Source organism: Coleofasciculus sp. FACHB-542 (assembly GCF_014695825.1).
In the GTDB taxonomy this organism is placed as follows: Bacteria; Cyanobacteriota; Cyanobacteriia; order Cyanobacteriales; family FACHB-T130; genus FACHB-T130.
On record NZ_JACJPB010000014.1, the window covers coordinates 61,123 to 73,147 of the forward strand.

At 48.2% G+C, this 12,025-nt stretch carries 11 protein-coding genes; 7 read left to right on the top strand and 4 right to left on the bottom strand.

Annotated elements, in window-relative coordinates:
- Positions 1 to 36: 36 nt before the first annotated feature.
- Entirely contained in the window at positions 37 to 690 is a 654-nt protein-coding gene (locus H6F52_RS03160; RefSeq protein ID WP_190412034.1) for a heterocyst differentiation related protein, read from the top strand.
- Between the two features lie 51 nt (positions 691 to 741).
- On the opposite strand, the gene H6F52_RS03165 is transcribed toward H6F52_RS03160, so the two are convergent.
- Together H6F52_RS03165 and H6F52_RS03170 are read right to left on the bottom strand one after the other, a co-directional pair.
- Positions 742 to 1,002 (bottom strand): HAD hydrolase family protein, encoded by a 261-nt coding sequence (locus tag H6F52_RS03165; protein WP_199300356.1) that lies wholly within the window; start codon positions 1,000 to 1,002, stop codon positions 742 to 744.
- Between the two features lie 127 nt (positions 1,003 to 1,129).
- The gene (locus H6F52_RS03170; RefSeq protein ID WP_190531857.1) at positions 1,130 to 1,312 is read right to left on the bottom strand and encodes a hypothetical protein; all 183 of its coding nucleotides are present in this window, start codon (positions 1,310 to 1,312) and stop codon (positions 1,130 to 1,132) included.
- A gap of 691 nt (positions 1,313 to 2,003) precedes the next feature.
- Here H6F52_RS03170 and H6F52_RS03175 point away from each other — a divergent pair.
- The 3 genes from H6F52_RS03175 to H6F52_RS03185 all read left to right on the top strand — a co-directional run bounded on the left by H6F52_RS03175 (position 2,004) and on the right by H6F52_RS03185 (position 6,926).
- Positions 2,004 to 4,043: a serine/threonine-protein kinase gene (locus H6F52_RS03175; protein WP_190531859.1), complete on the top strand. Its 2,040-nt coding sequence runs from the start codon at positions 2,004 to 2,006 to the stop codon at positions 4,041 to 4,043.
- 503 nt (positions 4,044 to 4,546) lie between these two features.
- Positions 4,547 to 5,581, top strand: a complete 1,035-nt coding sequence (locus tag H6F52_RS03180; RefSeq protein ID WP_190531861.1) for a mechanosensitive ion channel family protein — start codon at positions 4,547 to 4,549, stop codon at positions 5,579 to 5,581.
- Positions 5,582 to 5,594: 13 nt separating this feature from the next.
- Complete coding sequence (locus H6F52_RS03185) at positions 5,595 to 6,926, top strand: DUF2254 domain-containing protein (RefSeq protein ID WP_190531863.1); 1,332 nt, start codon at positions 5,595 to 5,597, stop codon at positions 6,924 to 6,926.
- Between the two features lie 44 nt (positions 6,927 to 6,970).
- Here H6F52_RS03185 and H6F52_RS03190 read toward each other — a convergent pair whose 3' ends face one another.
- Positions 6,971 to 8,257, bottom strand: a complete 1,287-nt coding sequence (locus H6F52_RS03190; RefSeq protein ID WP_190531865.1) for a DUF389 domain-containing protein — start codon at positions 8,255 to 8,257, stop codon at positions 6,971 to 6,973.
- A gap of 214 nt (positions 8,258 to 8,471) precedes the next feature.
- Between H6F52_RS03190 and H6F52_RS03195 the strand changes: the two genes are divergently transcribed.
- On the top strand, positions 8,472 to 9,278 hold the full coding sequence (locus H6F52_RS03195; RefSeq protein WP_190429031.1) for an ion transporter: 807 nt from the start codon (positions 8,472 to 8,474) through the stop codon (positions 9,276 to 9,278).
- Positions 9,279 to 9,429: 151 nt separating this feature from the next.
- Positions 9,430 to 10,017, top strand: a complete 588-nt coding sequence (locus H6F52_RS03200; RefSeq protein WP_190429030.1) for a hypothetical protein — start codon at positions 9,430 to 9,432, stop codon at positions 10,015 to 10,017.
- Positions 10,018 to 10,093: 76 nt separating this feature from the next.
- Here H6F52_RS03200 and H6F52_RS03205 read toward each other — a convergent pair whose 3' ends face one another.
- Positions 10,094 to 10,663 (bottom strand): DUF3611 family protein, encoded by a 570-nt coding sequence (locus H6F52_RS03205; RefSeq protein ID WP_190412026.1) that lies wholly within the window; start codon positions 10,661 to 10,663, stop codon positions 10,094 to 10,096.
- Positions 10,664 to 10,965: 302 nt separating this feature from the next.
- Here H6F52_RS03205 and H6F52_RS03210 point away from each other — a divergent pair, with 302 nt between their 5' ends.
- Complete coding sequence (locus H6F52_RS03210) at positions 10,966 to 11,739, top strand: hypothetical protein (RefSeq protein WP_190429029.1); 774 nt, start codon at positions 10,966 to 10,968, stop codon at positions 11,737 to 11,739.
- Positions 11,740 to 12,025: the final 286 nt, after the last annotated feature.

Sequence of the window (12,025 nt, forward strand, 5' to 3'; positions counted from 1 at the left end):
TATTTGTGGTTCAGTTACCGTTGAAAAGCAAGAGCGATGAGTGAAAAGAGTACAGCATTTCTGGCCGGGGCTGCCTTCGCCGGAATTGCAGCTTTCGTCTTGCTTAGAACTGGCGGGAATCCCAGTCAAGCCAACCTGCCGACTTACCTGCCCTCGCCACCGCAGCCAGGACAGCCCTACGGCACGATGCAGCAGCTGCCGCCTCCGCCTCCGACTGCGGCTGGTGTCTCGCCGGATACGACTCCCTATTGCTTACAGCAGCAGAGCGAAACTCAAAGGCTAAAAGATCGGCTCGAACAGCAACAAAGTGAAACCGAGCAGGTGAAAGCCCAGCTGCGGAATCAGCAAATGGTGATTGAGGCTCTGACTACGCAGGCAAAAGCAAATGTCTATCCTCCGCCGGTCAACCCAACCCAAGCCTTGCCTCCTGTTCAAGAGCAACAGCCCCTAAATCCCATGCTGACAGGCATCCTCTGGGCAGTAGGAGGCATGGTTCTCACTGTCATTAGTGGGGTTGTGCTGGCAGCAGCCTTTGCGTTGCTGTCGCAACAGCAGCGTCCTCCCCGGACAGTACAAGTGATTCACCCCATCCAGCCCCCTCCGCCAACCTTATCCCACAGACGGCGTTCTGAGTTTCTGCCCCCGCAGCTAGAAGGTAGGCGGAATGACTCCATCGACTACGACAGGTAGACAAACGTTGACCGCTTCTGAGCTATCTAGCAGAATGTTGTGTCATTGCCGCTAAGGTTGAAGTGCGGATAAATCCGAAGCCACCAGATGGTCAATCAATTCAATTACCCCAGCACCGCGATCGCCCTTCGTGACAAAATCGGTAATCTCTTTGAGCATGGGCAGGGCGTTGGCGACGGCGACGCCACACTCGCACAGGTTCAGCAAGGCGCTATCGTTTTCGGCATCGCCAACGCCTACGGTGTTGTGCGGCGATAATCCCAATTCGCTCAATGCCACGCTTAAGCCAGAGGCTTTGTATCTTCCAGGCAATTGAATGCTATAGTTGCTTTGATTTTAATGGGAATACGCGGCGTTACTGCTCGTACAGGTAGAGATAAGTTAGTTTTATCAATTTAAAGTGCCTGACTTAGTTGTTGAATTTCTCTACTGGCGTATTTCAAGGGTTGTTTTTGACAGGTTCTAGCCCGCAGTTGCAGTAAGCGATCGCCCAATCTTCTTGCGCCTGCACAATTAAGACGCGCACGGCTGACTCGTCGCTAGCAATGTCTTCATCTATCGGCGATCGCTCATTTTTTTCGAGTCGAGTTTTAAACCCAAAACTGCCGAGTGAGGTCAGCATCGCCCCAATGTGCCTGAGAAGCGAATGGATATACACAACTAACGCCCATTGAGCGCGTTAGTTGCCTTTTGCAACGGCACTCTGAATCTAGGGCAGATATCCCGATAAAAAAGTGCCACTTGAGGGACACCTGGCAATACTTTTTCAATCGCTTCAATTCCCTTTAAGTTGCCTGGGTAATAGAGTAGGGTTAAGCCTCAATGAAATATTTTTTAAAATGTCAGCTTGACTTTCTTCTCTAGTCATTACAGCGTCTTGCTTGCGATCGCTTCCCTCGTTCCAGGTAAACTTAAACGAGACGTAATTTCAGCCGCTATGCATCAACGAGTTTGTTTAGTTGATAGCAATCCTTATTCATTCATGAACTAGGATTGCACTAATTACTCCTTTTTGACATTCAATATGATATTTTGCGGCTTTTAAATACCTTGAGAGCGACAAGAGCCGACTTCCTTTGCATCCCTCTTAAGTTCTCTTCGCCAAGGATATTTTTTCAAAGAGGTGCATATCAAACGGAAAATGCTATAAATTCAAACTAAATCTTTAGGATAGAAAAACCAGTCCCTCTTTTTTTTGTCGTCAGCTAAAAGCCTTAATAGATAACAACTATTGGGCTTGCATCCTCCAGCAATGGGTGGATGATTGAAAATTCTCAACATATATTAGGGATATGACAATTCTGTAGCTATCTATGAGCTACTGCATCAATCCCTGCTGCCCCAAACCTAACGATCCAGCCAACGCCAACAACCGTATTTGCCGCAATTGTGGCTCAGAGTTGCTGGTACAAGGGCGCTATCAGGTCATGCGCCTACTGAGTGACAACAGTGGCTTCGGCAATATTTATGAAGCCTACGAGGGCGCAACCCCCAAAATCCTGAAGATCCTCAAAAAAGATCACAACACGAATGCCAGAGTCGTCGAGCTATTTCAGCAAGAAGCCATTGTATTAAGCCAGCTGAATCATCCCGGCATCCCCAAAGTTGAGCCTGATGGATACTTCCAGTTTTATCCCAGAAACAGCCGAGAGCCAGTGTATGGCATCATCATGGAGAAAATTGATGGTCCCAACTTAAAAGAGTGGATGCAACAACAGGGCGATCGCCCTCTCGATCAGCGGCTAGCTCTTGACTGGTTAAAACAGCTCGCTGAGATTTTACATCTTGTCCACCAAAAAAACTATTTCCATCGTGATATTAAACCCGCAAATATCATGATGCGCTCCACAGGGCATCTGGTATTAATTGACTTTGGCACCGCCAGAGAGATGACCTATACTTACCTTGCGGAAGTCGGCGGCGCAGGCAGTGTCACGAGGATTAGTTCTGCTGGCTATACACCTCCAGAGCAAGAAAAAGGTCATGCTGTACCCCAGTCAGATTTCTATGCCTTGGGCAGAACTTTTGTTTATCTGCTGACTGGCAAACTAGCAACAGATCGCGCAATTTATGAACCTTTAACAGATAAATTTAATTGGCGCAATCATGCACCGGGTATTTCACCCTTACTGGCAGATTTTATTGATAAACTGATGGCTCCTACCGCAGGAGCGCGGCACAAAAATACTCAAGAAATTTTAGATGAACTCGCTAAAATTTCACAGTCTTTATCTAGACATAAACCTTCTCCTAATTTTAGTCTGATTGGTATCGGGGCAATTGTTGGGATACTTCCACCTTGGAAGCCTTCATTAGCCCCAACGATCATTGTTAGTAAGAAAAATAAAAATAAATGGTTGGTGGGGGGAGCCGTTGCTTGCTTGGTCGGATTAGGAGGATATGGAATTTGGCAACTATCTTACCAAGACGCGCCCAAAGTTATCGCTTATGAAAATCTTTCGGGAGTTAAAACGCTTCATGGGCATGAAAGCCAGGTAAATTCTCTGGCGATTAGCCCGGATGGACAAATTTTAGCCAGTAGCAGTGCCGATAAAACAATTAGAATTTGGAACAAGTCTACATCCAAAGAGATTCGCGTCATAAAAGGGCATGGCAGCTACGTGAATTCTCTAGCGATTAGCCCAGATGGAAATACATTAATAAGTGGCAGCGCCGATAAAACAATTAAAGTTTTAAATGTCTCCACTGGTCAAGAAATCCGTAGATTAAAGGGACATTCTAACCCTATTAATTCTGTTGCGATTAGCTTTGATTGGCAGACTCTAGCCAGTGGCAGCGCCGATAAAACAATTAAAATTTGGGATATTTCTACGGGTAAAGCAATCCGCACGCTTCAGGGTCATTCCCAACCTGTTAATTCCGTTGCAATTAGCCCAGATGGGCAGACTTTAGCCAGTGCTAGTGCCGATAAAACAATTAAAATCTGGGATATTTCTACTGGCAAAGCAATCCGCACGCTTCAGGGTCATTCTCAACCTGTTAATTCTGTTGCGATTAGCCCGGATGGGCAGATTTTAGCCAGTGCTAGTGCTGACAAAACGATTAAGATTTGGGATTTAAACACTGGGAAACAAATTCACACCCTCACCCGGCATTCTAACTATGTGAATTCGGTTGCGATTAGCTCAGATGGACAAACTTTAGTCAGTGGCAGTGCGGACAAAGCAATTAAAATTTGGAATCTTTCAACGGGTGAAGAAATTCGCACGCTTACCGGGCATTCTAGCTGGGTTAAATGTATTGTGATTAGCCCGGATGGGCAGACGATTGCTACTGGCAGTGGTGACAGTACTATCAAAATTTGGCAGGTGCCGGTCGCAGATGCCCGATAACTCACGGGGGTGTTGGCGGGGGCGGCTATTAGATGTTTATCGGCTTCCTTTGTGCGATCGCGCTACAATCTAGCACTATAGGAACTTGTTAACAGTATTTTATCGATATTTTCCTAGATATAAATAATTTTTTTATAGTTTATCTGTCTCTATTTAGATAATTATTCAAAAGTTAAATCATTCTTCACGGTTTAGCACTAAATCAACTATAGCAGTTCTCACTTGAGTGCAATATAGACTCAGAACTTCACCCCCAACCCCTCTCCGTGAACGGAGAGGGGGAATATTGAGGAATATTGAACCCCTCCCTGTGAACGGGGTGGGGCAGGGGTGGGGTTAAACCGTACTGCATCCAATAGAGAATTGCTATAACCTCAGAAATAAATTATGAATATATTTATTTTTATAATAGAAACTGTGTCATCTAGATACTGACCATAGATAGAGTCAAAATTATGAATTTTTAATTAAAATGAACAACATTTTGTAAGCGGAAAATAGGAATGAATTTTCAAACATCGGTATCAACAGCATGGGGGAAAATTCAGGCAATGATCGATGGCCTGATTGTCATGCTGCCTAATATTGTGTTAGCACTAATCGTCTTTGCGCTATTTTTTTTCGCAGCAAGAGCGATTAAGGCAACAGTTAGAAGGCTTACAAGAAGGCATCGGCAGGCTCGGAATCTGGGACTAGTGCTAGGCCGTTTGTCGCAGGGAATTGTTATTTTAGTCGGTCTATTTGTATCATTATCCATCGTCATCCCGACATTCAAGGCAGGAGATTTGGTGCAACTGCTGGGTATCAGTGGGGTGGCAATTGGTTTCGCCTTCCGCGATATTCTCCAGAATTTTCTGGCTGGTATTTTAATTCTGTTGACCGAGCCATTCCAGATCGATGACCAAATCGTATTTAAAGACTTCGAGGGAACGGTTGAAAACATCCAGACGCGAGCCACGACCATTAGAACCTATGATGGTCGTCGCATCGTGATTCCGAATTCTGAGCTGTTTACAAACTCGGTAACGGTGAACACTGCTTTCGAGAATCGCCGCCTTCAGTACGACGTGGGTATTGGTTACGGCGACGACATTGAACAGGCGAAACAACTGATTCTAGAAGCGATCGCTAGCGTCGATGGTGTTTTGGAAGATCCAGCTCCCGACGCCCTTGTAGTGGATCTAGCTGACAGTACCGTGAATATCCGCGCCCGTTGGTGGGTACAGCCGCCGCGACGTGCAGATATTCTCGATAAGCAGGATCAAGTTCTCGCTGCGATTAAAAATAAGCTCACGGCTAACGGCATTGATATGCCCTTCCCAACGCAGCAAATCCTGTTTCACGACCAAACTGAAGAGACAGATGGAGATCGCGCTCGTCAGCGTGAAGGATGGCCCGCTGGGAAACAAGAAGTGCCAAAACCCCGCAGTATCGGCGGTTCCCTCCGGAAGCTAGCAGAAATGCGTGCCCAAAGAGATGGAAATGGCAGCCATAGAGACGAGAACCCCGATCGCCCTCACACTGCCGACGATAATTAATGAAAAATAACTGATGAAAAACATCAAGCTGGGCAAACTTTGGGACTCGCTCCACTCCAGCTACTGGTTCGTACCAACCCTGATGGCGCTCAGCGCGATCGCCTTGGCATTCGGAATGTTAAGCCTCGATCGAGCAGCCAAATCTGATCCGATAGAGTCGTTGGGCTGGATCTACACCGGCGGGCCAGATGGGGCGAGAACGCTGCTTTCATCTGTTGCTGGTTCGATGATTACCGTTGCTGGTACTGCCTTCTCGATTACAATTGTTGCCCTCACTCTCGCTTCCTCACAATTCGGTCCGCGACTGATGCGGAACTTCATGCAGGATACGGGCAATCAAGTCGTCCTGGGCACGTTTATCGGTACATTCATCTACTGCTTGCTGGTACTGCGAACTGTGCGGGGAGATGACTACAACGTATTTGTGCCGCAAATCTCCGTCACAATCGGCATGGTGCTAGCGCTCGCCAGTATTGGCGTCCTGATCTACTTTATCCATCATGTCTCAACCTCGATGCAGGCATCCCATATCATCAGAGACGTTGGCAGGGAGTTGGACAATGCCATCGATCGCTTGTTTCCGCAGAAGATCGGGCAGGGTAAATCAATACCAAAGCAACGGTCGGTGGCGGAAATCCCCGCCGGGTTTGAGAAGGAAGCTACTCCTATCTTGGCGAAAGAAAGCGGTTATCTTCAAGCAATTGATGACGAGCTGTTAATGAAGATCGCCACCTCAAAAGACCTCCTCCTGCGCCTGAAATATCGTCCTGGCAAGTTTATTGTGGAAGGAAGCGAACTGGTGATGATTTGGCCTGGAGAACGGGTGAATAAAAAACTCATCCACCACCTGAACCAAGCATTTATTTTTGGCGAGCAACGCACCGAACAACAGGATATAGAATTCCCCATTAATCAGTTAGTTGAAATTGCCGCTCGTGCCATTTCTCCTGGCATCAACGATCCGTTCACGGCGATCCAGTGTATTAACCAGATGACCGCTGCACTTTGCCGTCTGGCGGAGAGAGATTTTCCCTCGCCCTACCGCTACGACAACGACAACAACCTGCGAGCGATCGCAAATCCGGTGACGTTTGCAGAGTTAATTGACGCCGCCTTTAATCAGATTCGACAGTACAGCAAACCGGATATAGCAGTGAGAATTCGATTGCTGGAAGCGATCGCTCTCATCGCCACCCACACCCGCAACCAGAAAGACCGGGCGGCGCTGCTACGTCATGCCCAAATGATCGAGCGCAGTAGCTGTGAAGAAGTATCGGAGGAATTAGACCGAAAGGATATTGAGGAGCGATATTTGGCAGCGGTGAAAGCGCTAAAGGAGTTTTAAATGACGCTGCTCATATTTAGCTTGAAATTTAGCTTGAAAATCACTTAACTTTCCGATTGCGGCGCTTCCAGAACGCTGACATCAATTAAAGGGGTCACGTTAAACCCTTTGTCAAGTAATTGCCTTTGAATCGTCTGCGTCATGCGAGAGCGAATTTCTTCCGAAGACTCAGTAACACCCGCCTGACGCTGAACATAAACCGTACCCAACAGCGTGTTCTGACCTTTAATATTCGTGGCGGTGAACCGAACATTGGCTTCCACCAGTTTCGCCAAACCGCTATCATTCACCACCTTCTGGATTTGGGCAACGGCACGCTGTTCGCGGCTGCCGCGCTGAAGTTCCGGGGAGCTGGAAAACTGCCAAGTCAGCAAGCCCAAGAGCGCTACAGCAGTCGCTGCAAAAGCAGATGGAAATATCCAGCGCTTGCCACGGTTATAGCGGGCACCTTGAGCAGACAGACCATAGGCGCGGAACATCAGGGAGGCGGATAGATTAATCCCAACCAGTTGTAGCAACAGCACAAAGACGCCGTTTACAGCCATATCCCAGCGACCCATTGCGCTTGCCATCCCTACCATTCCGGCAGGCGGTGCCAGCGAAGCCGCAACCAGCATTCCCACCGCCGCCCCAGAGACGAGGCTACTTCTTTCCGATTGGACAAGATTCAGAGCGCCTGCCGCACCTGCAACCAGTGGCAGCAGCACGGCTACTGCCGAAACCGTACTGGTTGTGTTCATGGAGGATGTCACCACTTCCTGTCGCAGAATCAAGGTGAGTGCCCCAGTGACTAGGATTGTTACCGCCAGGGCTGAAAAGTATCGTAAAAGGCTCCGTCCGAGAAGTTCTCCATCGCCGCGTGCCGTAGCGATCGCTGTATTCATCGCTGGCCCCGCAAACGGTGCAATCAGCATGGCAGCAACGAGAAGATAGCTAGTATTCGTGAACAAGCCGATCCAGACCACCACACCCGCCGCCGCTGCATAGCCCAGAAACCCTTTCCATGAGCCAACGCTTTGCAGCCCTGAGAGGAAAATTTCGATGGGACTGCGTGCCTGCACATCTGTCACCTGCTGCGCTGCTTTAAAAGGCGGTGGCTGCAAGGCGATGACTCCACGCGGAAGCAGCGTGACGTTCAATTTTGGCACCGATTGCAACTGTTCGAGTAGTTCCTCAACCTTTCCATTCGGCACGTGAACGATGACCACGTCTAACGATTCATCAGCTCCAGTCGCTTCAAACAGGGAAAGATTCGCTCCGTCACAAGTTTGGGCGATATCCAGAACTGTTTTCCCATACCCACGGGGAACCTGTACAAGTAGTTGGCGCATTGCGGCTGGCTATATTAAGTCTGCGTCCCTTGTACCATCTCGCACAGTATGGAAGTTCGCTCTCTAGCTAGAGGAATATTTCACTACTTTTCTACTAATCTCTGCTGGGGTTTTCTATGCACCTAGATATTTGCCCACAGTCTGACCGCTGTACCCTTGGCTCAGCTTTACGGCAAGCGCTTTCAAAACCGCTGTAGGAGTCATCAAAAATCTTATGAGCAATCTGAGTCCATCTGAAAAACGGGAACTCAAAAAAGAACAAGGTGAGGTTCTGCAACAGTTGGAAGACTGGCTAGAAACACCCATGCTATTGCTCGGCTTTGGGTGGCTGGCGTTGTTGGTCGTCGAACTAATTTGGGGCTTAAATCCCCTGCTGGAAATCATCAGCAACTTCATCTGGATCGTTTTTATCCTAGACTTCGCCTTACGATTGGTTCTGGCTCCTTACAAATTTATCTATCTCAAGCAAAACTGGCTTACAGCCCTCTCCTTGCTGTTGCCAGCGTTGCGCGTCTTCCGAATTACCCGCGTGTTTCGCTTACTGAGAGCCAGCCGGGGACTGCGACTGGTACGTGTCATCAGTTCTCTAAATCGGGGGATGCGATCGCTCCGAGCCAGCATGAGTCGTCGTGGTTTTGGCTACATCATCGCGCTGACGCTGGTGGTGACGCTGGTGGGAGCCGCAGGGATGTATGCTTTTGAAAGCAATACCCCTGATGGGCGCGGACTGAATGACTACGGTGCTGCACTGTGGTGGACAGCAATGATTATGACAACGATGGGATCGGAATACTGGCCTCAGACTCCAGAAGGTCGGGTACTCTGCTTGATCCTATCGTTATATGCTTTTGCAGTGTTTGGCTATGTAACGGCAACCCTCGCCACCTTCTTTGTCGGACGCGATGCGGAAGACGAACAAACAGAAGTAGCAGGTGCTAAATCTATCGCCGCGTTGCATGAAGAAATCGTTGCATTGCGGGCTGAGATTCAGGCGCTTTCCCGTCAGAAACCAGAAGCATGATATGAAATTGAATTAATTGCTTCGTTTATAGTTTGTTAGTAATGACTAATTGGGGAAAAGTTTTAAGTCTTGAATTAAAAAACTTTCTTCTAACTCAAAACTCAATACTGCAAACTCTCTTTACCCATGACCCATTTATGAGGAAAAAGCAATGCTGAGTAGCAATTGGCGAGGGTATAGAATCGCCGCTTGGGTTGGACAGTTTTTACTCGCGATCGCGATCGCCGTTGAATTGTATCACCGGAACTGGGTGGGTTCATTTACACTCGCCTGCTTCCTGGCTGCTTCGTTTCTGTTTGTGACCCTGGAAAATCAACTGCCAACGTTGTTTGATTTTCTGTTTGTTATCGCAGCCTTGATCAATGCGGGTGGCTGGGTTTGGGGTTTATTTTACCCACCGGGACCCTACGATGAAATTGCTCATGCCTTTACAACCTTTTCCGTAACCCTGGCGCTGAGTTTTCTCGTGTATGAGTCAATGCTGACTCCGTTCCGCTACCACCGACTGCTGTATATCTTAACGATCTCTAGCTTCGGAATCGCCATCGGCGCTCTTTGGGAGATATTTGAATGGGTGGTGCAAGTGATCAATGACCTGGATGACACCATCGTGGATCTGATTATGGACACCATTGGAGCTTTAACCGCAGCACTGGTAAGCGTGTGGGCGCTACAAGAGCGAGTTCATCCAAAATCAACTGTCGAAGATCAATCAGTATCGCCAAAGCGCCGCCGTTAAAAATTTTTAATGAGTTGTAAGCCATGAGTCATTAGTCATCAGCAATAAACCAAAGACCCAGAGGTGGGGGAAATTCTTACTGATTATGCACCCACTTGAGCAGCCCTAGAGCAGTGACAACATTTACAAAGTGACCTGCAATCCCATTAAAATTCGCTAACACCACAAAAACATCAAGCGCTCGAATGATTTTGTAGGGGTCGGTGATTGCCACACCTGGAGGTTGGGATACAGATTTTGCTAGTAACACTCCCATACTCGCTCCACCACCCAACAGACATAACAAAATCCCCACCAAACCTGTAATTAAAGCCAGTCGCAGGACTTGAACGGTATCGGCTTTGGAGGGATGCACAGCCGAATTAGGATTTGCTAAACCTTTAGCGATGCGAGTGTAGCGGAAAGCTAAAAAGACACCGAATAACAGTGCGAAAAGTCCACAAATTGCCCAAAATATACCGACTCCCAGGGCAGGATTTGCTTCATTGGCAAAGTTACGGCCAGAGATAGCAAATAATAAAGCGATGCCAGAAGCAACTGCCAATCCTAATTCGACCCAGAAGGCAATCCAGCCTACCAGACGAAAAATATTGGAGATTTTTTGTTTAGTTGGGGAAGGTGAGTGGGTGTCTGAGTGAGTTTGCATATCTGTCTCATGTTGCAAAAAGGAGCTGATACCCCACACCAGAACACTACCTCTACTGGCTCTGGTTATACGCCCACCTAGAGAGAGAACCGATCCCTTGCCTAAAGATGAAAATTTATCAGTCAATCAACCTGTTTAAAACTTGAAGAATCAGAAAAATCGGCTAAGGGGAGGACGCCTTAGTGCCCAAATCCTATCAAGCTAAAGAGCAAGGGCACTGATTTCAGAGCCGCTATTGACGAGTGGCGTGTCTTTTTAGTCAAGATATTCATTCTAAAAAATATTCCCTCTTCTCAACTAAGATGCTGTTGGCAGTTGCAGAGTCTTCGGTATTCAATCCTGATGTACGCTTGCTGTCTGCAATCCTTGCAGTCGGTCTGGCTCTGGTGCATCTCTACTCCGGTAAGCTGCGCTTTCTGGATGCCACCCCTCGCAGTATCTGGCTTTCTATCGGGAGTGGCGTATCTGTCGCCTACATTTTCGTCCATATCCTCCCGGAACTGAGTCAAGCACAGGAGACGGTTAAGGAGACGTTGGACGGGGGGTTTGCCTTTCTGGAACACCACGTTTACCTGGTGGCACTCATAGGCGTCAGCGTGTTTTATGGACTGGAGCGAGCTGCTACACTGTCGCGCCAGCGCAACCAAAAGGCGGGAAATGGAGATGTTACAGAAGCTGGGGTCTTCTGGCCGCACATCGCTTCATTCGCCGTTTACAATGCTTTGATCGGCTACCTGTTAATCCACCCGGAGGAACCGGGTTTTCAAAGTCTTTTTCTGTTTTTCTTCGCAATGGCTTTGCATTTCATGGTCAACGACAACGGCTTGCGCGAACACCATAAGGATGCCTATCACAAGAAGGGGCGCTGGATACTGGCGGCAGCGATTATCGTGGGATGGGTCATTGGGAGCGGAACCGAAATTCACGAGGCAGCGATCGCAGTCTTGTTTGCCTTCCTTGCCGGAGGAGTCGTCCTGAACGTCCTGAAGGAAGAACTCCCGGAAGATCGCGATAGCCGCTTTTGGGCTTTCGCTCTGGGTGCAGGCATCTATGCCGCGCTGCTGCTGGAACTGTGAAGCGGTGCCAATCGAGGTTTGTTTGCAACCAGAGCGTCTTTGCAGATCGTGCCGATCCTCAACGCAGATTTCGCGTTAAGCTTTGCCCGTAGTTGGATCGAGGGGTGGAATCAACATGACATCGATGCTGTCCTAAGCCACTACGCGGATGACTTCGAGCTTGGCTTCTCCTTTGATCCCATCGATTGCTGAAGAATCTAGCGGCGTTCTACATGGCAAGGCGGATGTGAGAGCCTACTGAAAGAAGGGGTTAGCGCAAATTCCTGACCTTTATTTTGAACTGAAA